This window comes from Aquincola tertiaricarbonis (assembly GCF_000969605.1).
Lineage (GTDB): Bacteria > Pseudomonadota > Gammaproteobacteria > Burkholderiales > Burkholderiaceae_C > Aquincola > Aquincola tertiaricarbonis.
The window spans coordinates 251,704-274,636 of the sequence record NZ_JZUE01000007.1 but is presented as its reverse complement, the minus strand read 5'-3'; the positions used below and the strand labels follow the sequence as shown (position 1 = coordinate 274,636).

General features: G+C 70.4%; 17 protein-coding genes. 8 read left to right on the top strand and 9 right to left on the bottom strand.

All coding sequences use genetic code 11. The features are described 5' to 3' along the window. Window positions 1-238: 238 nt before the first annotated feature. From gatC to gatB, 3 genes are read left to right on the top strand one after another with little or no spacing between them, the layout of a single operon-like run. Window positions 239-538: an Asp-tRNA(Asn)/Glu-tRNA(Gln) amidotransferase subunit GatC gene (gene gatC, locus VO99_RS11070; protein WP_046112940.1), complete on the top strand. Its 300-nt coding sequence runs from the start codon at window positions 239-241 to the stop codon at window positions 536-538. After that, a complete protein-coding gene (gatA, locus tag VO99_RS11065) occupies window positions 535-2,049 on the top strand; it encodes an Asp-tRNA(Asn)/Glu-tRNA(Gln) amidotransferase subunit GatA (RefSeq protein WP_046112885.1) in 1,515 nt (504 codons plus the stop codon). Before gatC ends, gatA begins: the two co-directional genes overlap by 4 nt. 20 nt (window positions 2,050-2,069) lie before the next feature. Further along, window positions 2,070-3,518: an Asp-tRNA(Asn)/Glu-tRNA(Gln) amidotransferase subunit GatB gene (gatB, locus tag VO99_RS11060; RefSeq protein WP_046112884.1), complete on the top strand. Its 1,449-nt coding sequence runs from the start codon at window positions 2,070-2,072 to the stop codon at window positions 3,516-3,518. Here gatB and VO99_RS11055 read toward each other — a convergent pair. Next, window positions 3,508-4,230 (bottom strand): hypothetical protein, encoded by a 723-nt coding sequence (locus VO99_RS11055; protein WP_052736261.1) that lies wholly within the window; start codon window positions 4,228-4,230, stop codon window positions 3,508-3,510. The genes gatB and VO99_RS11055 overlap by 11 nt on opposite strands. Further along, entirely contained in the window at window positions 4,231-4,908 is a 678-nt protein-coding gene (gene pyrE, locus VO99_RS11050; protein ID WP_046112883.1) for an orotate phosphoribosyltransferase, read from the bottom strand. A 19-nt stretch (window positions 4,909-4,927) separates the two neighbouring features. Here pyrE and VO99_RS11045 point away from each other — a divergent pair, with 19 nt between their 5' ends. The 5 genes from VO99_RS11045 (at window position 4,928) to VO99_RS11025 (ending at window position 13,024) form a co-directional block, all read left to right on the top strand. Continuing rightward, window positions 4,928-5,713: an exodeoxyribonuclease III gene (locus tag VO99_RS11045; protein WP_046112882.1), complete on the top strand. Its 786-nt coding sequence runs from the start codon at window positions 4,928-4,930 to the stop codon at window positions 5,711-5,713. Between the two features lie 139 nt (window positions 5,714-5,852). After that, window positions 5,853-6,596 (top strand): helix-turn-helix transcriptional regulator, encoded by a 744-nt coding sequence (locus VO99_RS11040; RefSeq protein ID WP_232315334.1) that lies wholly within the window; start codon window positions 5,853-5,855, stop codon window positions 6,594-6,596. Window positions 6,597-6,666: 70 nt separating this feature from the next. After that, window positions 6,667-7,320, top strand: a complete 654-nt coding sequence (locus tag VO99_RS11035) for a Crp/Fnr family transcriptional regulator (RefSeq protein ID WP_052736260.1) — start codon at window positions 6,667-6,669, stop codon at window positions 7,318-7,320. Beyond that, complete coding sequence (locus tag VO99_RS11030; RefSeq protein WP_046112881.1) at window positions 7,317-9,515, top strand: CHASE2 domain-containing protein; 2,199 nt, start codon at window positions 7,317-7,319, stop codon at window positions 9,513-9,515. Before VO99_RS11035 ends, VO99_RS11030 begins: the two co-directional genes overlap by 4 nt. A gap of 98 nt (window positions 9,516-9,613) precedes the next feature. Continuing rightward, a complete protein-coding gene (locus tag VO99_RS11025; RefSeq protein WP_046112880.1) occupies window positions 9,614-13,024 on the top strand; it encodes a TonB-dependent receptor domain-containing protein in 3,411 nt (1,136 codons plus the stop codon). Between the two features lie 234 nt (window positions 13,025-13,258). Here VO99_RS11025 and VO99_RS11020 read toward each other — a convergent pair whose 3' ends face one another. The 7 genes from VO99_RS11020 to VO99_RS10990 are packed head-to-tail and all read right to left on the bottom strand — an operon-like array spanning window position 13,259 to window position 22,794. Continuing rightward, the gene (locus VO99_RS11020) at window positions 13,259-14,185 is read right to left on the bottom strand and encodes a M48 family metallopeptidase (RefSeq protein ID WP_046112879.1); all 927 of its coding nucleotides are present in this window, start codon (window positions 14,183-14,185) and stop codon (window positions 13,259-13,261) included. Between the two features lie 59 nt (window positions 14,186-14,244). Further along, a complete protein-coding gene (locus VO99_RS11015) occupies window positions 14,245-15,870 on the bottom strand; it encodes an AmpG family muropeptide MFS transporter (protein WP_083440510.1) in 1,626 nt (541 codons plus the stop codon). Between the two features lie 41 nt (window positions 15,871-15,911). Next, complete coding sequence (locus VO99_RS11010; RefSeq protein WP_046112878.1) at window positions 15,912-16,736, bottom strand: anti-sigma factor family protein; 825 nt, start codon at window positions 16,734-16,736, stop codon at window positions 15,912-15,914. An 8-nt stretch (window positions 16,737-16,744) separates the two neighbouring features. Beyond that, a complete protein-coding gene (locus VO99_RS11005; RefSeq protein ID WP_052736258.1) occupies window positions 16,745-17,290 on the bottom strand; it encodes an RNA polymerase sigma factor in 546 nt (181 codons plus the stop codon). Window positions 17,291-17,297: 7 nt separating this feature from the next. Next, the gene (locus VO99_RS11000; protein WP_052736257.1) at window positions 17,298-19,139 is read right to left on the bottom strand and encodes an ABC transporter substrate-binding protein; all 1,842 of its coding nucleotides are present in this window, start codon (window positions 19,137-19,139) and stop codon (window positions 17,298-17,300) included. After that, window positions 19,136-20,965 (bottom strand): ABC transporter substrate-binding protein, encoded by a 1,830-nt coding sequence (locus VO99_RS10995; protein WP_046112877.1) that lies wholly within the window; start codon window positions 20,963-20,965, stop codon window positions 19,136-19,138. The genes VO99_RS11000 and VO99_RS10995 overlap by 4 nt, the downstream gene beginning before the upstream one ends. Beyond that, window positions 20,965-22,794 carry an ABC transporter substrate-binding protein gene (locus VO99_RS10990; RefSeq protein ID WP_046112933.1) on the bottom strand — a complete coding sequence of 610 codons (1,830 nt, stop codon included), beginning with the start codon at window positions 22,792-22,794 and terminating at the stop codon, window positions 20,965-20,967. The genes VO99_RS10995 and VO99_RS10990 overlap by 1 nt, the downstream gene beginning before the upstream one ends. Window positions 22,795-22,933 lie beyond the last annotated feature (139 nt).

Sequence of the window (22,933 nt, the reverse complement as noted above, 5' to 3'; positions counted from 1 at the left end):
TCGGAGGGCGTGGCGCCCGGCCCCGAGGGCCGCGCGGCACCTGGATCTCTTGCCCCATCACCTTGCCCAGAACCGGGCACGGCGGCGTTGCGCGGCAACGTGCGGCGGACCATGAGCCTTGTGGGGAACGGGAGATAATACCCCATCAACCCCCGCCGATCGGTGGTTTTGCACGGCGTTGCCGCCGATGTGCAGCCTGATTTACCGACCCGGCGCCAACCCCAACAAGCCCCCACCGATGGCCCTGACCCCCGAGGACGTGAGCCGCATCGCGCATCTGGCGCGGCTGGAACTCAAGCCTGAAGCCCGCACCGAGTTGCTGGAGCAGCTCAACGGCTTTTTCGGCATCGTCGAACGCATGAGCGCCGTGGACACCAGCGGCGTCGAGCCGCTGTACACCCCGCTGTCCGCCGTGCAGGCCGTGCAGCTGCGCCTGCGCGAGGACGCCGTGACCGAATCGAACGAGCGTGAAGCCAACCAGCGCAGCGCCCCGGCCGTGCAGGACGGCCTGTTCCTCGTGCCCAAGGTGATCGAATGAGCGGCGCCGACCTCCACACGCGCGGCGTGGCCGCGCTGTCCGCCGCGCTGGCCGCGGGCGAAGTCTCCAGCGTCGAGCTGACGCAGGCGCTGCTGTCGCGCGCCGAAGGCCATGCGCAACTCGGAAGCTTCCTGCACCTGGACGCCGACAACGCGCTGGCGCAGGCCCGTGCCGCCGACGCACGCCGCGCCGCTGGCCAGGCCCATGCGCTGACCGGCGTGCCCATCGCGCACAAGGACGTGTTCGTCACCGCCGACGCGCCCACCACCGCCGGCTCGAAGATGCTGGCCGGCTACCGCAGCCCGTTCGACGCCACCGTGGTGGCTCGCCTGGGCCGCGGCGCCGATGGCGTGGCCGGCGCCGGCATGGTGAGCCTGGGCAAGCTCAACTGCGACGAGTTCGCGATGGGTTCGGCCAACGAGAACTCGGCCTACGGCGCCGTACGCAACCCCTGGGACACCACGCGGGTGCCGGGCGGCTCCTCGGGCGGCTCGGCCGCGGCCGTTGCCGCGCGGCTGCTGCCTGCCGCCACCGGCACCGACACCGGCGGCTCCATTCGCCAGCCGGCCAGCTTCTCGGGCGTGACCGGCATCAAGCCGACCTACGGCGTGTGCTCGCGATACGGGATGATTGCCTTCGCCTCCAGCCTGGACCAGGCCGGCCCGCTGGCCCGCAGCGCCGAGGACTGCGCGCTACTGCTGTCGGCGATGAGCGGCTTCGACCCGCGCGACGCCACCAGCGCCGAGCGGCCGCCGCAGGACTTCCATGCGCAAATGCTGGCGCCGCGTGAAGGCGCCACCGCCGCCCAGCCGCTGAAAGGCCTGCGCATCGGCCTGCCGAAGGAGTTCTTCCCGCAGGCGCTGGCGGCCGATGTGGAGGGCACGGTGCGCGCGGCGCTGGCCGAGCTGCAGAAGCTCGGCGCCACGCTGGTGGACGTGAGCCTGCCGCGCACCGAGCTGTCGATCCCCGTGTACTACATCATCGCGCCGGCCGAGGCGAGCTCGAACCTGAGCCGCTTCGACGGCGTCAAGTTCGGCCACCGGGCCGACAAGTACGCCGACCTGCTCGACATGTACAAGAAGTCGCGCGCCGAAGGCTTCGGCGCCGAGGTGCAGCGCCGGATCATGATCGGCACCTACGTGCTGAGCCACGGCTACTACGACGCCTACTACCTGCAGGCGCAGAAGCTGCGCCGCATGATCGCCGACGACTTCCAGGCCTGCTTCCGCGACTGCGACGTGATCGCCGGCCCGGTGGCGCCCAGCGTGGCCTGGCATCTGGGCGAGCAGGGCAACGACCCGGTGAAGGCCTACCTGGCCGACATCTTCACGCTGCCCGCCAGCCTGGCCGGCCTGCCCGGCATGAGCGTGCCGGCCGGCACCGGCGACGGCGGCATGCCGGTGGGCCTGCAGCTCATCGGCAACTACTTCGCCGAAGGCACCCTGCTGCATGCCGCCCATGCCTTCCAGCAGGCCACCGACTGGCACACCCGCGCTCCGGCGGGCTTCTAGACAGGAACCGGCACACGCCCATGTCCACTGCCCACATGATCCGCGGCTACGAGGTCGTCATCGGCCTCGAGACGCACGCGCAGCTTTCCACCCAGAGCAAGATCTTCAGCGGCGCCAGCACGCAGTTCGGCGCCGCGCCCAACACCCAGGCCTGCGCCGTCGACCTGGCGCTGCCCGGCACGTTGCCGGTGATGAACCGCGGCGCGGTCGAGCGCGCCATCCGCTTCGGTCTGGCCGTCGGCGCCAAGGTGGCGCCGCTGTCGATCTTTGCGCGCAAGAACTACTTCTACCCGGACCTGCCCAAGGGCTACCAGATCAGCCAGTACGAGATCCCGGTGGTGCAGGGCGGCAAGATCAGCTTCTTCGTCGGCGAGCACCGCAAGACCGTCAACCTGACCCGCGCGCACCTGGAAGAGGATGCCGGCAAGTCGCTGCACGAGGACTACCACGGCCAGACCGGCATCGACCTCAACCGCGCCGGCACGCCGTTGCTGGAAATCGTGTCCGAGCCCGAGATGCGCTCTTCCGCCGAGGCGGTGGAATACGCGCGCACGCTGCACGGCCTGGTCACCTGGCTGGGCATCTGTGACGGCAACATGCAGGAAGGCAGCTTCCGCTGCGACGCCAACGTGTCGGTGCGCCGCCCGGGCCAGCCCTTCGGCACCCGGCGCGAGATCAAGAACCTCAACAGCTTCCGCTTCCTGCAGCAGGCCATCGACTACGAGGTGCAGTGGCAGATCGACCAGCTGGAAGACGGCCTGCCCATCGTGCAGGCGACGGTGCTGTTCAACCCCGACACGGGCGAGACGCGTTCGATGCGCACCAAGGAAGACGCGCACGACTACCGCTACTTCCCCGACCCCGACCTGCCGCCGCTGGTGATCGAGCCGGCCTGGGTCGAGCGGGTGAAGGGCGAGATGCCCGAGCTGCCGGCGACGATGGCCGAGCGCTTCCAGACCGCCGACGGCCTGCCCGCCTACGACGCGACGATGATGACGCAGAGCCTGGCGCTGGCCCGGTTCTACGAGACCGCGCGTGACGCCTGCGGGCAGCCCAAGCTGGTGGCCAACTGGTTGATGGGCGAGGTGTCGCGCCGGCTGAATGCCGAGGGCAAGACGATCGACGCCTGCCCGGTGTCGGCAGCGACGCTGGCCAAGCTGATCGGCCGCATCGGCGACGGCACCATTTCGAACAACGGCGCGCGACAGGTGTTCGAGGCGCTGTGGTCGGGCGAGGCCGACGTCGATGCCGTGATCGAGGCCAAGGGCCTGAAGCAGATGAGCGACACCGGCGCGCTGGAGGCCATCGTGGCCGAGGTGCTGGCGGCCAACCAGAAGTCGGTGGACGAGTTCCGCGCCGGCAAGGACAAGGCCTTCAACGCCCTGGTCGGCCAGGTGATGAAGGCCAGCAAGGGCAAGGCCAATCCGGCCCAGGCCACCGAGCTGCTGAAGAAGAAGCTCAGTTCTTGACGCCGGTGCGGGTGTCGCTGGCGGGCAGCGTCTGCGCCCCGCCCAGCGAGCCCGCCGGCGCGCCGGCCCACAGTCGGCGCAGGCGGTCCAGCTCGGCGTCGTACAGCCGGTTGATGCGCTCGAGCTCGGCCGCCTGGGTCTGCGCGGCGGCGCGCTGTGCCTCGGCTGCGGCCTCGTTGGCGTCCAGCTGCTGCTTCAGCAGGCCGGGCAGCGGGCGGTCCCGGTAGAACTCGGCTTCCGCATCCAGCGGCTTGCGCTCGGCGGCCAGGCGCTGCAGCCGCATCTCGGTATTGCGGATGGCCACGCGCACCGTGTCCAGCGATGCCTCGCGGGCCTTGCGGTGCGCCGCCTCGTTCGGAAAGCGGTTGATCAGGTTGCGGTCACGCCGGATGGCGTCCAGCTGTGCGGTGCGCTCGGCCTGGGCGCGGCGCTCGGCGGCTTCGCGCGCGGCGCGCTCCTCGGCGGTGAGCGACGGCGGGTGGATGCGCTGCAGCGAGCCGTCGCTGTTGAGCACCCGCTGTTCCTGCGCGTTGCAGGCCGGAATGGGGCGGTCGGACGTGAGCCGCCGGCCGTCAGCCGTGGTGCAGGTGTAGATGCCGGGGCTGGCGGATGCCGAAGGCTGCGGCTGCGCCAGCGCGCCACACGCGCCTGTGCACACGAAGGCAGCGGCCAGCCATCGTGCAATTGCCAGGCGGGGTGTCGGTCGGGGCATTCAAATTCCGTAACGGGCTCGGTAGCGGGAAACGCTTTCGGCGTGGGCCGCCAGCGTGCTGTCGCTGGTGGTGTCCAGATAGTCCAGAAGATCTTTGAGCGTGGCAACCGAGACCACGTTCAACTTGAAACGGCTGGTCACGTCCTGCACCGCCGACCAGGGCACGTCGGCGCCGTTCTCGGTGGCCTTTTCCTGCCGGTCCAGCGCCAGCGCCACGCCCACCGGCTGGCCGCCGGCGGCTTCGATCATCGTGATCGATTCGCGCACCGAGGTGCCGGCGGAGATCACGTCGTCGATGATGAGCACGCGGCCACGCACCGGCGCGCCCACCAGCGTGCCGCCCTCGCCGTGGTCCTTGGCTTCCTTGCGGTTGTACGCGAACGGACGGTTATGCCCCAGCCGGGCCAGTTCCATGCTCACGGCGGCGGCCAGGGTGATGCCCTTGTAGGCCGGGCCGAACAGCATGTCGAACTGCAGGCCGGAAGCCAGCAGACGGCGTGCATAGAATTCCGCCAGGCGGCCCAGCTTGGCGCCGTCATCGAACAAGCCGGCGTTGAAGAAATAGGGCGACATCCGCCCCGCCTTGGTCTTGAACTCGCCAAAGCGAAGCACACCGGCCTTCACCGAGAACTCGACGAACTCTTGGGCCAGCGGGTCGGTGTGTTCGTGGGTGCTCATGAAGGAAGGTCCTCAAGGTATGTTTCGGCTCGTCACCCTGAATCTGAACGGCATTCGCTCGGCGGCCACCAAGGGTTTCGAGGCCTGGGCCGCGCAAACGGGCGCAGATTGTATGGGGGTGCAGGAGGTCAAGGCCCAGGCGGATACCGTGGTCGGGCGCTTCGATTCCCTCGACGGCATGGCCGGGCATTTCCACTATGCCGAGAAGAAGGGCTACTCCGGCGTGGGCCTGTATTCGCGCAAGCCGCCCACCGACGTCATCCTCGGCTTCGACCCCGATGAATTCGATGCCGAGGGCCGCTACGTGGAGGCCCGCTACGACACCGGCGGCCGAAAGCTCAGCCTCATCAGCTGTTACTTTCCCAGCGGCAGCAGCGGCGAGGAGCGGCAGGCCGCCAAATTCCGCTTCCTGGCCAAGATGTATCTGCACCTGGTGCGGCTGAGGACCGAGCGCGAATTCATCCTGATGGGCGACATCAACATCGCGCACAAGGAAATCGACCTGAAGAACTGGCGCGGCAACCAGAAGAACAGCGGCTTCCTGCCCGAGGAGCGCGCGTGGATGACCCGCCTCCTGGACGAGGCGGGCCTGGTGGACGTGTTCCGCACGCTCAACGATCGTGCGGAGCAATACACCTGGTGGAGCAACCGCGGGCAGGCCTGGGCCAAGAACGTGGGCTGGCGTCTGGACTACCACCTGGCCACGCCCGGCGTGGCGGCCGCCGCGCGGCGCGAGCACATCTACATCGAGCAGCGCTTTTCAGACCATGCGCCGCTGGTGATCGACTACGACTTCAGCCTCTGACAGGGCGCCGCACGGCACGCCAAGGCCAAAAAGCGTGAATATTCACGCGTAGCAAGTCACATTGCACTGTTGCGTGCCATGCAGGGCGACCTACGCTGTGCTGCGCACCGCCGCCCGCCGCGTGTGAACCGGAGAGTCCATGTCGCCCGACAGCCTGATGTCCAGCGCCCTGCACATGCTGCCCGCGCCCTCCCTGGGCCGACCCGCGGCCTATCGCGGCCTTGAAAGGCGACGTCGGCCCGATGCCGCGCACTGGCTGCAGCTGGCACTGGACGAGGTGGACTACGGCCTGCTGCTGGTGAGCCACCGCGGCCGCGTGCTGCACATGAACCACGTGGCCCGGCTGGACCTCGCCGACGGCGCGCATCCGCTGCTGGTGGTGGGCCATCAACTGCGCACCCGCCATGCCGACGACGACGGCGCGCTGCGCGACGCCCTGGCCGATGCGGCCGAGCGCGACCTGCGCTGCATGCTCACCGTGGGGCAGGCACCACGGCGCGTCAGCCTGGCGGTGGTGCCGCTGGCCGGGCCGCAGGGGCAGGACGAAGGCGCCAGTTTGCTGATGTTCAGCAAGCGGCAGGTATGCGAGGCGCTGTCGGTCGAAGCCTTTGCGCGTGGCCATGGCCTGACCGGCGCCGAGACCCAGGTGCTCAAGGCCCTGTGCAGCGGCGTCACGCCGCACGAGGCGGCGCAGATGCAGGGCGTGCGCCTGTCCACCGTGCGCACGCAGATCGGCAGCATCCGCGCCAAGACGGGCGCCTCCAGCATCCGCGCACTGGTGCAGCAGGTGGCCTGCCTGCCGCCGCTGGTCACGGCCTTGCGTGCCGCCGGCATGAAGGAAGCCGCGCTCGCTGACGCGAGGCTTACACATGCGCACGCCTGAGGCATTGCACAGGTAATTTTGCAAAGCCCGTTACGATGCAGAGAAGAGCATCTGGGCTCACGTGCCGGGCATGTCGAACCAAACCGTCGAAGAAGATCTTTCCTGCCAATTCCTGAGCCCGCTATTGCATCGGCTGGCTCAGCGGGGGCGTGTCTGCCATTACCGCACCGGCTCATTGCTGATCCAGGAAGGCGATCGCGACGACACCATCTACATCCTGCTGTCGGGCCGCGTGCGCGCCTATTCCGTGGGCGAAAAAGGCCAGGAGATCACCTATGGCGTCTACGGCCCGGGCGAATACCTCGGTGAACTGAGCCTGGACGGCGGCGTGCGCTCGGCCAGCGTGGTCACCATCGAGCGTTGCACCTGCGCGGTGGTCAGCCGGCAAACGGTGCTCGAGCACATTGCGCAGCATCCCGAATTCGCATTCGAGTTGCTGTCCAAGGTGATTCGCCGTGTGCGCAGTGCCACGATGAATGCGCGGCAACTGGCACTCAATGATGTTTATGGGCGCCTGATCCACATGGTCAACACCATCGCCGAGCCCGGTGGCGACGGCACCCGCGTGATCCGCGAGCGCTGGACGCACAAGGAACTGGCCAGCCGGCTGGGCTGCTCCCGTGCCATGGTCAGCCGGCTGCTGAAGGACCTGGAGACGGGCGGCTATGTGCGTCTCGAGCCCGAGTGCTTCGTGATCATCAAGCCGCTGCCCACCCGCTGGTGAGCTGGCGCTCGGCGGGCCCGGCCCTGCTGCTGGCGCTGCTCGGCCTGCTGGCCTGGGCGCTGGAGCCGCTGCTGCCGCTGGAATCGTCGATCGGCCCGCGCCTGCTGTTCACTGCCCGCGGCGCAGTGCCGCCGCCCGAAGAGGTGCTGGTGGTGGCCATCGATGAACGTTCCGCCAGTGCCTTCGGCCTGCCCGAGCGGCCGCGCCAATGGCCACGCAGCCGCCATGCCGAGCTGGTGGCCCAGCTCCATGCGGCAGGCGCCCGGCTGGTGGCCTTTGACCTCACCTTCGAATCCGCCACCGCGGACGACGACGCCTTCGCACGCAGCCTGCAGCTGGCCGGCAACGTGCTGCTCACGTCGTCGCTGCGCACCGACGTGTGGCGCAGCGGCGGCGCGCAGGCGGTGGTGGAACAGGTGCGGCCATCGGTAGGGCCCATCGGCGAAGCGGCACGCGAGCATGCGCCCTTCGTGCTGCCGAAGGACGCGCGGGTGGATGCCTACTGGACCTTCCGCCGCGGCGCCGACCACATGCCCAGCCTGCCGGTGCTGGCCTTCCACCTCTTCCATCCCACGGCGGTGGATGCGCTGGTCGGCCTGTCCTGCCGGGCGCAGCCCACGGCGGATTGCGCGGGCCCGCTGGCCACGCCCTTGGCCGATGCGGCGCAGCCGGCGGCACGGCTGCGCTGGCTGCGCGAGCGCTTCGTGCGCTGGCCCGGACATGCGGCCGCCGTGCAGCGCCTGCTGCCGTCGGCCCTCGAAGCGCCGCCGCAGGTGGCCACGCTCGTGGCGCTGCATGCGGGCGGAAGCGTGGCCCACCTCAACTTCCATGGCCCGGCGCGCAGCATCCGCACGGTGGCCTATGCGGATGTGGCGCGGCTGGCACGGGAGCAGCCGTCGCTGTTCGCCGGACGCATGGTGTTCGTCGGTTTCTCGGCGGAGTCCTCCGGCGCGCAGGACCGTCTGCGCGACGACTACCGCACCGTGTTTTCCGACGAGTCGGGCGTGGACGTCAGCGGCGTGGAGATCGCCGCCACCGCCTTTGCCAACCTGCAGCAGGGCCGGCCGCTGATGCCGCTGGCGCCGGCCGCCGCGGCCATGCTGGTGGCCGGCTGGGGCCTGCTGCTGGGTGTGCTGTCGGCGTGGCGGGCGCGCTGGTGGCCCGGGCTGCTGATGGCGCTGCTGCCGCTGGCGCTGGCCGCCTGCGGCCTGGTGGTTTTCACCCGGCAGGCGCAGTGGTGGCCGCTGGTGGTGCCGCTGCTGGTGCAGTGGCCGGTGGCCGTCGGCCTGCTGCTGTGGCTGCGCATGCGGCACAACCGGCGTGAGCGCGACCGGATGCACCAGGCGTTCGCGCACTTCGTACCGCGTGGCGTGGCCGAGCAGCTGGCCCAGGCGCCGGCGCACATCGCCGCGGCGCACCGGGTGGGCTTCGGCGTGTGCATGGCCACCGACGCGGTGCAATACAGCGCACTGGCCGAGCGGATGGATCCGCAGGCGCTGGGCGAGACCCTCAATGCCTACTATGCGCGCCTGTTCGAGCCGGTGGCGCGCCACGGCGGCTGGGTGATCGACGTGGTCGGCGACGCGATGCTGGCGCTGTGGGAATCACCGCCCGACGAACCGGCCGCCCGCAGTGCGGCCTGCCACGCGGCACTCGCCATCCAGGCGGCCCTGGCGCAGGAGCCGCCGGGCTCGCCCGCCGCCCTGCCCACGCGCATCGGCCTGCATTGCGGCGACATGCGCATCGGCACCGTCGGCGCACGCACGCATTACGAATTCCGCGCGGTGGGGGATGCGGTGAACACCGCCTCGCGGCTGGAGGGCCTGAACAAGCTGCTGGGCACCCGTGTGCTGGCGTCGGCCGAGATGGCGGCCGGCCTGCGGCACGTTTTCGTGCTGCGGCCGGTGGGCAGCTTCGTGTTGACGGGCAAGCGCGAGCCGGTGGACGTGGTGGAGGTGATGGGCCTTGCCGGCCCGGCCTCCGCTGCCCTGGATGGGCGATTGACGGCCTTTGCCGATGCATTGGCCGCCTACCGGCAAGGCCATGCATCCTTGGCGATGTCGGGCTTCGAAGCGTTGCTGCGTCAATGGCCCGATGATGGGCCGTGTGCGTATTACTTCGCGCAATGCCGGCATTTGTTGTCCGACCCGCAACACCACGACCCGAAGTTACCAATTCAGGTCGCTGCGAAATGACATGGCTCAGGCAAATCGGGCTCGTCGTGATGTAGCCTACGCAGGTTGAATATTTACGTCTCGTTGCACGACACCGTCACCGACCTGCGAGTGGACCCTTGATCAAGAACCTCATGACCGGCGCGGCCGGCCGCTGGCGCCAGGGGGTACGCGCCATCGTGCAATGGGCCTGGGCCGGTGCCGGCTGCCTGATGGCCGCAACGCAGGCTGCCGCCGCCTGCGAGCCGCCGCTGGCGCGCATGGCCTCGGTGCAAGGCCTGGTGGAAGTTCGCCGTGGCGCCGAAGCTCCCTGGCAGCGGGCCGAGATGGACCAGCCGCTGTGTGCCGGCGACCTGGTGCGCGTGGGCGAACGCAGCCGCGCCGCCCTGTTGATGAGCAATGAGACCACGCTGCGGCTGGACCAGCAGACCAGCGTCACGCTGCTGGCGCCGGAGGCGCCGCGCGGCACGCTGGTGGAACAGCTGCGCGGCATCGTCAACGTAATCACGCGCACGCCGCGCCCCTTCCGGCTGACCACGCCCTTCGTCAATGCGAACGTGGAGGGCACCGAGTTCCTGGTGCGCGTGGACGAGGCCCAGGCCAGCGTGCTGGTGTACGAAGGCCACGTGGTGGCCAGCAATGCGGCCGGCCGGGTGGACCTGGCGGCCGGTGAGCAGGCCGTCGGCCCGGCAGGGGCGGCGCCGCGAAAGTCGCTGGTGCTGCGCCCGCGGGACGCCGTGCAGTGGGCCGTGCACTACCCCACGGTGCAGCCGCGCGTCGGCGCCGATCTGCCGGCCGTGCGCCAGGCCGCCGCACTGGCCGCCGAAGGACGGGTGGCCGAGGCGGTCGCCTCGCTCGACGCCCGGCCGGCGCAGGAGCGCACCGGCGCCTTCCGACTGCAGCGCGCCGCGTTGCTGCTGCAGGTGGGGCGGGCTGACCAGGCGCTGCCGGAGCTCACTTCCATTGCGGCCGGCGATCCGGCCCATGCCGAAGCGCTGGCGCTGCAGGCCATCGTTGCCCTGGTGCGCAACGACACCGCCGGGGCGCTGGCCCTGGCTGAGGCCGCCGTGGCCGCCGACCCGCGCGCCACCGCCGCGCTGCTGGCGCTGTCCTATGTGCAGCAGTCACGCTTCGACCTGGATGCGGCCACCGTGCACGCACGCGCGGCCGTGGCCCAGGAGCCGGGCCATGCGCTGGCCTGGGCCCGGGTGGCCGAGCTGGCCCTGCAGGCCGGTGACCAGGCCTCGGCGCGTGAAGCTGCCGAACGCGCGGTGCAGCACGACCCGGCGCTGGCGCGTGCGCACTCGGTGCTGGGCTTTTCCCTGCTGGCCGCCTTCGACACGGCGGCCGCCCGGCAGTCCTTCCAGCGCGCCATCCGCCTGGACCAGGGCGACCCGCTGCCGCGCATGGGCCAGGGCCTGGCGTTGATCCGCGAGGGCCAGCTCGAAGCCGGCCGCCAGTCGCTCGAGTTGGCCGTGGCGCTGGACCCTGAAAGCGCGCAGTTGCGCAGCACGCTCGGCAAGGCCTACGCGCAGGAGCGCCGCGCCGGGGCCGCGCAAACCCAGTGGTCGCTGGCCAGGGAGCGCGACCCGCTGGACCCCACGCCCTGGTTCTACGGCGCCATGCAGCAGCTGCTGGACAACCGGCCGGTGCAGGCACTGGACGAGGTCATGCGCTCCATCGCGCTGAACGACAACCGCGCCGTGCTCCGCCCGCGCCTGCTGCTCAATGACGACCGGGCGGTGCGCGGCACCACGCTGGCCCGCATCTACGACGAGCTGGGCTTCGGCCCGCTGGCCGTCACCGAGGCCACCCGCGCGCTGGCGCTGGAGCCGGCCAGTGCCGCCGCGCACCGCTTCCTGGCCGATGCCTACAGCGGCCGCGACCGCCATGAAGCCGCCGTGGCCAGCCAGACGCTGCAGGCCCTGCTGCTGCAGCCGGTGCAGCCCGCCTACCTGCTGCCGCGCCGCAGTTCGTCGGCGCTGATGGGCTCGGTGGATGAATCGGTGCTGGGCACGCCCAATGACGACTCCCGCTACTTCGACGAACGCGGCGTCAGTGGCCGGGCCGGCCTGGCCGGCGGCACCCGGGGGCTGTGGTCGGCAGAGCTGAGCGCGGCCTATGCCGGCGAATCGCTGGCGCTGGACGCGGGCGCATTCCGCTATCACTCCGGCGGTTTCCGACCCAACAGCGAGTTGAACCACCAGGTGGACGAGGTGCTGCTGCAGGGCCGCGTGCTGCCCACGCTGAACCTGCAGGGCCACTGGCGCGACCGGCACAGCACCTATGGCCAGCTGCGCTCCAACTTCGACGCCCCCGGCGCCTGGCAGCGCGGCAGCAACGACGTGCATCAGCGCGATGCGCGGCTGGGCCTGGCCTGGCGGCCGCGGGCGGGTGAGGTGATCACGCTGTCGTACGGCACGCTGCAGCGTGACGGCAATACGCAGTTCGGCTTTGTGCCGCGGCAACAGCGGCTGTTGAGTGACTTGAGCACCCGCACGCTGGAGGGCCAGTACCAACTGGACACCCGGCATGGCCACCTGCTGCTGGGTGCGGCGTGGCCGCGGTATGAAGCTGAGACCATCATCAGCACGGTGGATCCGAACGTCGGTCCGGCAGGCCCTTGCTCGGTGCAGGCGCCGTGCAGCACGCTCGTCGGCGACGTCGCTTACAAGCAGGACCATGTGTATGCCTATTGGCAGCAGCCGGTGACGCCCACGCTGCACGCCACCCTGGGCCTGGCCCATGTGCGCACCAAACTCGTCGGACCCGCCACCGATGTCTGGTTGCCCAAGCTCGGCCTGCTGTGGCAGCCCGCGGTCGGCACCACGCTGCGGGCAGCGGCCTTCCGCACCGTCAAGCGGCTGGCTTCGCTGGAGCAGGCCCTGGAGCCAACCCATGTGGCCGGCTTCACCCAGCTGTTCGACGATTCCGCCGGCGTGGTGTCGAGGGTCGCCGGCCTGGGGGCCGATGTGCTGTTGTCGCCTCAGCTCCGGCTGTCCGCGGAGGCCGTGGAACGAAGCGAGGAATTCCCCGGCGCCCTGCGGGCCGATGGCAGTGGCCGCTTTCCCAGCGAAACCTGGATCGAACAGCAGGGCCGCTTGTCGGTGTTGTGGACGCCGACGACCCGGCTGGCGGTGCGTGGCACGGTCCAGCACGACGGCTACCGCCGACACCCGCATTCGTCCGCGGGCTTTCCAGTGCGCGTGCGTACCGACGAACTGCCCGTAGCGGTGCGCTACTTCCTCGACGACGGCTGGTTTGGCGAGCTGGCAATGACTCACGTGCGACAGCAGGTGCGCCGGGTGTCGCGCTCCTCCGAGCCCGCCGGCAGCGAGCGATTCAACGTTTTCGACTTCACGCTGGGCCACCGTGTCCGGTCGGCGCCGGTGACGGTGACGCTGACGGCCAAGAATCTGTTCGGACAGACCTTCCGCTACATGGACGACAGCTTGCGCACCGGGGAAATCAAGCTGGCCAAGTACCAGCCGGTGCGCAGCGTGGTGCTGGCAGTGCAGACCGCCTTTTAGGAACTTGGGATTGGACCCCCGAGCCACAGTTGCATACGATGCAACGCTTTGCAACAAATCAGGCGGATAACGTGGTCAGACTCAGAAAGTGGCTTTGTGGCGCATGCCTGTTGATCGCCAGCACGGCGGGCGCCCTTCCGCCGGCTGTCGCGGCATTTTCGGAAGAGCCGACCAGCCCACAGCCCCATCTGGACTGCTATTGGAATGGCTCCGAGTGGGTGTGCAAGCGCCCGGCTACTTCTTAGCCGCAGCCGGCGGCGGCGGGCCGAACTTGCGCGGCGGCTTGTCGGCCCGTGCGTACAGCGGCTCCACCTTGGGCAGCTTGGCCTCGATCTCGCGGATGCGGGTCTGGCCGGCGGGGTGGGTGCTCAGGAACTGCGGCGGCGCACCCTTGCTGGCCTGCAGCATCTTCTGCCACAGCGTGACGCCGGCGCGCGGGTCGTAGCCGGCGCGCGCCGCCAGGTCCATGCCGACGATGTCGGCTTCCGATTCGTCGTCGCGGCTGAACTTCAGCGTCAGCAGCTGGCTGCCCATGTTCAGCAGTGCGTCGCCCGTGCCGCCCAGCCCCAGCACGCTCGACAGCACGCTGGCGCCGATGCGGGTGGCCGCCGTCTTGCCCATGCGCTCGCGCGCATGCTCACGCAGTGCATGGGCCATCTCGTGGCCCATGATGGTGGCGGTCTCGTCGTCGGTCAGCTGCAGCTGCTGCAGGATGCCGTAATAGAAGGCGATCTTGCCGCCCGGCATGCAGAAGGCGTTCAGCTGCTGGCTGCCGATCAGGTTCACCTCCCACTGCCAGCGGCGGGCACGTGCGTTCCACCCTTCGGTGAACGGGATCAGCCGCTGCGCGATGGTGCGCAGGCGCACCACCTGATCATTGTTGTCGGGCGCCAGCGCCCGCTGCTGCGCGGCTTCGCGCTTCATCTGCGCGTACTGCTGCTGGGCGGCGGCTTCCACTTCTTCGGCCGGCACCAGCTTGGAAAACTGCGATTCTCGGCCCACGTCGCCGCGCACGCCGTCGGGGTCCTTCTGGGCCAGCGCCGGGAAGGCGGCGCCGGCCACCAGGGCGCCGGTGAACAGGCGCCGGCCATGCAGGGCGCAGCGGCAACCCGCGCCATGCGGCACGGCAATCTCGGCATCGGTGCGGAAGAGAGGGTTCATGTCGATCCAGGTCGGGGCGGCGGTTGCAGGTTCCAGGGCGGCTTGGCAAATGCCTTGCCTCAATCGTCGACGGCCCCCGAGGCGGGCGTCACCTCCAGGGCGCGGATGCTGCTGCGCAACCACCAGAGCATCCACAACGCGGGCAGCGCCGCCAGCGTGGACACCAGGAAGAAAGTGGGCCAGCCGATGGATTCGGCCAGCACGCCGGCCAGCGGCCCCACCCACACCCGGCCCACCGACGCGAAGGCCGACAGCAGCGCAAACTGCGTGGCGGTGAAGCGCTGGTTGCACAGGCTCATCAGGAAGGCCACGAAGGCCGCCGTGCCCATGCCGCCCGAGAGGTTCTCGAAGGCGATGACCATCAACAGCCCGCCGTCCACCCGCGTGGCCTGCGCCAGCTGCACGAAGCCCCAGTCGAAGGCCGGCAGCGTCAGCCCCGGCAGCACGCCCGGGCCGTTGAGCGCCAGCCACCAGAAGCCCAGGTTGCTGGCCATCTGCAGCACCCCGAACAGCAGCAGCGAGCGCCACAGCCCCAGCTTGAGCATCAGCGCGCCGCCCAGCAGCGCGCCGCCGATGGTCAGCCACAGGCCGATGACCTTGTTGACCACGCCCACCTCGGCCGGGCTGTAGGCCATGGCCTTGAGGAGGAAGGGCGTCATCAGGGAGCCCGCGAAGGCGTCGCCCAGCTTGTACAGCACGATGAAGGCGAGGAAGGCGCCGGCGCCGGCCTGAGAGAAGTAGCTCTGCAGGCCCGACAGCAGCGTCTCGAAGCGGGCGCGCCGGGCCGCCCAGGCGGCCAGCGGCAGCGTGATGCCGATGCCCATCAGCAGGCCCAGCAGCTCGGCCCACTTGCCCTGCAGCGTGGCACCGGGGCCCGTGCCCGGGCCGAACACCGCACCCACCAGCCAGCGCGCGAACGGGTTGGCCAGGCGGTCGGTCAGCAGCACGCCCACCGCCACGGCCAGCACCACGGCGGCAAAACCGATCAGGTCGTTGCGCGCCACCGTGCGCGGCACCGGCGCATGCACCAGCCGCGGCAGCAGCAGCGCCGAGCAGACCGCCGCGACCAGCATCAGCAGCGCCATCAGGCGGTAAACCTGCGGCCAGGTCCAGCCGAAGGCGGTGCCGGCGTTGCCGGGGTCGGTCCAGATCAGCGCGACGCCGCCGGACACGATCATCGCCAGCCGGTAGCCCAGCACGTTGAGCGACGAGCCCAGCCCGCGTTCGGCCGGCGGCAGCAGGTCGGTGCGGTAGGCGTCGATCACCACGTCCTGCGAGGCGGACACGAAGGCCGTGAGCACCGCCAGCAGCGCGAAGGTGCGCAGCGCGGCCGACGGGGATGTGTCGGCCAACGCATACAACACCGCCGCCAGTGCCAGCTGCGTCAGCACCAGCCAGCCGCGGCGGCGGCCCAGCCAGGGCAGCTCGAAGCGGTCCATCAGCGGCGCCCACAGGAACTTGAAGGTGTAGGGCAGGCCCACCAGGCTGAGGAAGCCGATGGTGGCGACGTCCAGGCCTTCCAGGCTGAGCCACGCCTGCATGGCCTGGCCGGTGAGCGCCAGCGGCAGGCCGGAGGCGAAGCCCAGCACCATCACCGCCAGCAGGCGGTGCCACGCGGCCAGCCGCTGGGCGGCCGTGCGCGGAACGGAGCGGGGCGCACGGGCGGCAGGGGCGTGATCGGGCATGCGGGGGATTCTAGGCAGCGGCCCTGCCAGGCCCGGGCGGCTCAGCGCGACGGGCTGCCGGCTGGCGGTGCGGCGCCTGGGGCCGGCTGCTGGCGGTAGATCGCCTCGGCCAGGGCCAGCAGGCGTTCCCGCGGCAGGCTGCCGGCCAAAGCGTAGCCGGCGCCCCCTTCCACCCAGTAGAACAGGCCCAGCTCACCCTGCTGCTCATAGCGGAAGGCGGCGGGTGTGTCCGCATCGGGCTTGCGCAGGTACACGGTGACGCGCTCGCCGCCCGCGTCCTGGTACATCAGCTGCGCGCTGGGGCCGGCGCTGTCGGGCAGCAGGCGGCCACCCACCAGTTCGAAGCCCTGCTCGCGCAGGTCGAACAGCTTGACCGGCAGGCTGGTGCGGCGGGTCAGCCACCGGGCCAGGTGTTCTTCCTGCGCACGCACCTCCACCGGATGACGCTTCTCGGGCACGTAGACGCTGTGGGCCAGCGCGGCGCGCTGGACCCAGGCCGGGTCCGGCCCCGGTTGGCTGGCCAGCTGCACGCCCCCCGGGCTGTGCTGCGCCCACCACACCGCGCCGCCGCCGGCCAGCGCGCCGGTGGCCAGCAGGCCGGCCACCATCGCGGCCCGGGCCCACGCCGGCCAGTCGCCGCCGCGCCAGAGGCTGCGCTGCAGCGCGGGCGGCACCGGTTCGTCCGCCACCGGGCCGAACAGCCGCTGCAGCGCGTCGCGGTCGGCAGCCCAGCCCTGCACCCGCTGGGCGTCGGCCGGATGGGCTTCCAGCCAGGCGCTGACCTGCTGGTGCTCCGCCGGCGGCAGTTCACCGTCCAGCCAGGCGCCGAGCGTGGTGTCGTCAGGGGGCAGCAAGGGGGTGTTCATCGCAGGATTCAGCTCACGCGGCGCAGGGCGGGCGCCGTGCCCGGCAGCGGCTGGCTGCCGCCGTCCAGCGCGGCGCGCAAGGCCACCCGGGCCCGCGACAGGCGCGACATCACGGTGCCGACGGGAATGCTCAGCAGCGCCGCCGCCTCGGCATAACTCAGCTGCTCCACGCCCACCAGCAGCAGGATCTCGCGGTGGTCGGGCGGCAGCCGGCGCAGGGCGGCCTGCAGGTCGATGCGCAGGCCGGGGTCGTGCGGGCCGGGGTGGGCCAGGCTTTGCGCATCCATCTCGGCGGCCAGGTCGGCGGGATCCATGGGGGTGGTGCGGGCGTCGCGGCGGCGGTGGTCCAGGTGGGCGTTGTGCAGGATGCCGAGCGCCCACAGCGACAGGTCGCGTCGCTGGTCAAACTGGTGCCAGTGGGCCAGCGCGCGCTCCAGCGCCGTCTGCACCAGGTCGTCGGCCAGGTGCACCTCATACACCAGCGAGCGGGCATAGCGCCGCAGGCGCGGAATGGCGCCCAGCAGTTGCTGGCGGAAGGCGGCGGGGGCAAGCACGCTGGATCTACGGCTGGCGGGCCGGGTTTATTCCGGCGGCGCGGCGGGCTTCGGCATCCAGGTCCACCCGGTGCCACCAATCGTTCCAGAACAGCGGGCGCCGGTAGCCGACGACCCACGGGTGCAGCAGGTCGACGCTGATGCGGTGCACCGAGGCCTTGTAGGGCATGTAGGCCACCGACAGCGCCTGCGCCTGGCGAAACAGCGCCTCGCGCTCGGGCCCGTCGGGCAGGGCCGAGAGCCGGTCGTACAGCGCGTCGAAGGCGGGCAGGCTGAAGCGCGCCAGGTTCTGGCCGCCGGCCTGCGGGCCGTTCAGGCGCTGCAGCACGTCCTGCCCGTCGGGTGTGCTGGCGGTATTGCCCAGCATCCACAGCATCAGCTTGCCGGCGCGCGCCAGCTTGAGCTGCTCAGGCCACTGCCCGGTGAGAAAGCGCACCCGCAGGCCCACCGCATTCAGGTCGCGCTGGAACTGCTCGTCGAACTGGCGGTAGATCTGGTCGGGCTGGGTGGACATCTCCAGCAGCAGCGGGCTGCCGTCGGGCTGCTCGCGGAAGCCGTCGCCATCGCGGTCCAGGTAGCCGTAGACGTCCAGCAGCGCGCGGGCGCGTGCCGGGTCGTGGTCGCCGTTCTCGCTCTTGAACGTGGGGCTGTAGCCGGTGGTGTGCGGCAGCAGCACCGATTGCGCCGGCACCGCCAGCCCGCGGCGGATCAGGCGCGCCTCGCGACCGGTGTCCATCGCCAGGCCGATGGCGCGGCGCAGCGCCACCTGCGGCGGGGCATTGCCGCCGACCAGCGGATGGGCCATGTTGAACATGGTGAGGATCACGTCGGGGTTGAGCTGCCGGTGAGCGCGGATGCCGCGCTGCGCCAGGTTCGGCGCCAGCGTGCCGTTGGGCATGGCGGTGGGTGCGAAGCTGCCAGGCAACGAGCCGTAGACGCCGGCCAGCGCATCCAGCTGGCCGTTGAGGAAGCTCAGCCAGCGCGGCTGCTCCTCGTCGATCATGCTGACCTGCACCTCGTCGACCATCGGCAGCGGCCGGCCCTTCAGCCGCGCCAGCACGGCCTGGCCTTCGGCATCTTCGGGCGCGGGCTGGGCGTCATAGGTCACCGTGCGAAAGCCGGGGTTGCGCGCCAGCACCACCAGCGAGCTGCGCCGCCACTGCTTCAGCAGGAAGGGCCCGGTGCCTACGGGATGCTCCATCACCGCGCCGCCGTGGTGCTCCACCACCTCGCGTGCCACCGCGCCGAAGAGGTCGCTGCCCGCCAGCACGTAGTCGAAGCGCGGGCGCGGCTCGCGCAGGCGGAACTGCAGGGTGTAGCGGTCCAGCGCGCGAAGGCCGTCGATCTCGCGGTCGTAGTCGAAGGGCTGGCGGCGCGCGGTGGCCTGCTCGCGCAGCTCGGCCAGGCCCAGCAGGCCATAGGACTCCAGGTACGACCAGATCGGGCTGGCATTGGCCGGATCGGCGAACCGCTTGAAGCTGTAGACGTAGTCCTGCGCCACCAGCTCGCGCGGCCGGCCGCCGAAGGCCGGGTGGTCGGCGAAGCGGATGCCCCGTTGCAGCTTCACCGTCCAGGTGCGGTAGTCGGCGCTGTGCTCGGGCATCGCGGCGGCCGTGCGCGGGCGCAGGCGGGCGGGACGCGCCAGCGGGTCGTATTCCAGCGGCGCTTCGAAGATGTGCGCGGTGAGCGTGCGCGAGTAGGTGTCGCTGATCTTGGCCGGATCGAACCCCGTCTCGGCCGAGTTGAAGGCCACGCGCAGCACCTTGGGCGCCGGGGACTGGGCCTGCGCCTGCACGCCCGGTGCGATCAGCAGTGCCGCGCCGCACAGCGCCGCCAGCCAGCGCTTCAAGGCTGCGCCCGCTGGCGTTGCACTTCGGTGTCGATGTCCAGGTACTGCCAGAAGTCCTGCCAGAACAGCGGCCGGCGGTAGCCGATCAGCCAGGGCTGCGCCATGTCGGTGACGATGCGGTGGCTGTGCGACTTGTAGGGCATGTAGGCCACCGCCAGCTTGCGCGCCTGCACGAAGAGCGCGTCGCGCTCGGGGCCGTCGGGCATCACGTCGAGCTGCTCGTAAAGCGCGTCCAGCGCCGGCAGCTTGAAGCGTGACATGTTCTGCCCGCCGATCTGCGCGCCGTGATAACGCTGGAAGGTGCCCAGGCTGTCGGGCCCGGCGGCCATGCTGCCCACGCCCCACATCATCAGCTTGCCGGCGCGGCTGGCCTTCAGGTTTTCCGGCCACTTGGCGGGCTGGAACTCGATGCGCAGGCCGACGGCAGTCATGTTGCGCTTCCACAGGTCGTCCTGCTGGCGGCTGCGCTGGTCGGGCTGGGTGGCCTTGCGCAGCAGCAGCGGGCTGCCATCGGGCATGTCGCGCCAGCCGTCGCCATTGCGGTCGACGTAACCGTAGAGGTCGAGCAGGGCCTTGGCCCGGGCCGGGTCGTGGTCGCTGTTCTCGCTCTTGAAGGCCGGGTCGTAGGCCAGCGTGTTGGGCATCACCGGGCTTTGCGCGGGCACGCCCTGGCCGCCCAGCACCAGGCGGATCTCGGCATCGACGTCCACCGCCAGCGAGATGGCGCGGCGCAGCGCCACCTTGTCGGGCGTGTAGCCGCCGACGATGGGGTCTTCCATGTTGAACATGGTCAGGCTGATGTCGGAGCGCCGGCTGCGGAAGGCCTGCAGCCCCTGCTCGGCCAGGTAGGGTGCGAGCTTGCCGCCCGGCATCGCCTGGTTGACGAACTCGGCCGGCAGCAGCTCGATCAGGTCGGCGCGCTGCTGCAGGAAGCTCAGCCAGCGCGGCTGGTTCTCCTCGACGATGGACACCTCCACCCGGTCCAGCATCGGCAGCTTGCGGCCCTTCAGCCGCGCCAGCAGCGCCTGGCCCGCGGCATCGTCAGCCGCGGGCTCGGCGTCGTAGCGCACGTCGCGGTACTGCGGGTTGCGCTCCAGCACGATGAGCGAGCTGCGCCGCCATTGCCTCAGCACGAAGGGGCCGGTGCCCACCGGGTGGGCGTTGATGTCGGCGCCGTACTTCTCCACCACCTCGCGGGCCACTGCGCCCACCAGGTCGCTGAGCGTGAGCGCGCTGGTGACGAAGCGCGGCGATGGCTTCTCCAGCTTGAACTGCACCGTGTAGCGGTCCAGCGCCTTCAGGCCCTCGATGGGCCGGTCGTAGTCAAAGGGCTGCTTGCCTTTGAGCGCGGCCTCGCGCAGGCCGTCCAGCCCGACGAAGCCGAACTGCGCCATCCAGCTCCAGGCGGGGCTCTTCACCGCAGGGTCGGCAAAGCGCTTGAAGCTGTAGACATAGTCGGCCGCCACCAGCTCGCGCGGCTTGCCGCCGAAGGCCGGATCGTCCGAGAAGTAGATGCCGGGCTTCAGCTTCACCGTCCAGGTGCGGTAGTCGGCGCTGTGCTCGGGCATGCCGGCGGCGGTGAGCGGCCGGGCCTTGGCCGGGCGGGCCAGCGGGTCGTACTGGTACAGGCCTTCGAAGATGTGGGGCGTGATGCTGCGCGAGTAGATGTCGCTGATCTGCGCCGGGTCGAAGCCGGTTTCCGCCACCGGAAAGGCGTAGCGCAGGACCTTGGGCGCGGCCGGGGCTGCAGGCTGCGCCTGCACGGCAGTGGCGGTGGCCACCACCAGCGCCAGCGCGGCCGTCAGCCCGGCGCGCAGCCCGCGCATCAGCGCGTGGCCTCGGCCTGCAGCGCAGGATCGATGTCCACGTACTGCCAGAACTCGCGCACGAAGATGTTGCGGTGGTAGCCGATCAGCCATGGTTGTGCCAGGTCGGTGAAGATGCGGTGGAGGTGGATCTTGTACGGCATGTAGGCCACCATCAGGTCACGGGCCCGGCCCATGGCCGCGGCGCGCTCGGGGCCATCGGGCAGCATGCGCTGGTGCTCGTACAGCAGGTTGAAGGCCGGCAGGTCGAAGCGGGCCAGGTTGGCCGAGCCCTTGTTGCCCGCGTAGCCCAGTGCCAGGAAAGTGTCGGCGTCGGGGCGGGTGGCGCTCCAGCCCACGCCCCACATCATCAGCTGGCCGGCGCGGGCAGCCTTCAGGTTCTCGGGCCACTTGGCGGTGCGGAAGTTCATGCGGATGCCGATGGCACGCATGTTCTTCTCCCACAGCTCGATGAGCTTGCGGCTCTGCTGGTCGGGCTGGGTGGCGTAGTCGATCACCATGGGCTGGCCGTCGGGCAGCTCGCGCCACCCGTCGCCATCCACGTCGCGGTAGCCGAACACGTCCAGCAGCGCCTTGGCGCGTGCGGTGTCGTGGTCACCCATCTCGCTCTTGTAGGCCGGGTCGTAGCCCCAGGTCAGCGGCGCGATGGCCGACTGCGCCGGCACCGCCTGGCCGCCGCGCACGCTGCGGATCTCGTTGGGCACGTCCACCGCCAGCGCGATGGCGCGGCGCAGCGCCACTTGTCTAGGCAGGTAACCGCCCACCACCGGATGCTCCATGTTGAAGTACGACAGCGAGGCGTCGGCCCGCGGGTAGCGCACCATCGTCACGCCGCGCTCGGCCAGGTAGGGCGCCAGCAGGTTGTTGGGCATGGCCAGCGGCGCGAATTCAGGCGGCAGCTCTTCCAGCAGGTCGAGGCTGCCGTTGAGAAAGCTCAGCCAGCGCGGCTGGTTCTCCTCCACCACCGAGATTTCCACGCGGTCGATCATTGGCAGCCGGCGGCCCTTGAACTGGCGCGCGATGGCCACCAGGCGTTCATCGCCGGGCGGCGGGTGCTCGTCGTAAAACCGCTCGCGGTAGCCGGTGTTGCGCTCCAGCACCATGCGGGCACTGCGCTGCCAACGGGTCAGGCGGTAGGGCCCGGTGCCCACCGGGTGCGCCATGATCTGGTCGCCGTAGGCCTCCACCACCTCGCGCGCCACCGCGCCGCTGAGCGATGCGTCGGCCAGCTCGTACAGGAAGCGCGGCGAGGGCGTGGCCAGCTTCACCTGGAAGGTGTAGCGGTCCAGCGCGCGCAGGCCGGCCACCTCACGGTCGTAGTCGAAGGGTTGCTTGCGGTCAATGGCCTGCTTGCGCAGCTCCGACAGGCCGAGGATCTTCGCGTTTTCCAGCAGGTAGAGCTGCGGGCTTTTCCAACGCGGGTCGTAGTGGCGCTTCAGCGCATACACATAGTCCTGCGCCACCAGCTCGCGGCGCACGCCCTTGAAGGCCGGGTCGTCCGCAAAGTAAATGCCAGGCTTCAGCCGGATGGTGAATGTGGTGTGGTCCGCGCTGACCTCCGGCATGGCGGCGGCGGTGTTGGGCCGCATGCGCGCCGGCTGGGCCAGGAATTCGAACTCCAGCGGCGCGTCGAAGATGGACGCGATGACGATGCGCGAGTACAGGTCGATCACCTGCGCCGGATCGAAACCCGTCTCGGCGATGCGGAAGGTATAGCGCAGCACCTTGGCCGGCGGCTGGCCTTCGGCGGGCGCAGGCTGCGCCCGCACGGCCGCGGCCAGCACGGCGGCGTGCAACAGGACGACGAAGGTGCGGCGGAGGAACTTCACGGCGCCCAAGTCTAGCGAGCGGCGTGCCGTCCACACCCGCATGTCGGCACGATGACATCCGGATGACGGTTTCGTCATATGGTTGATGCCATCAACCGTTCCTAGCATGCGGATTGTTGCGATGCGGCAAATGGTCTGT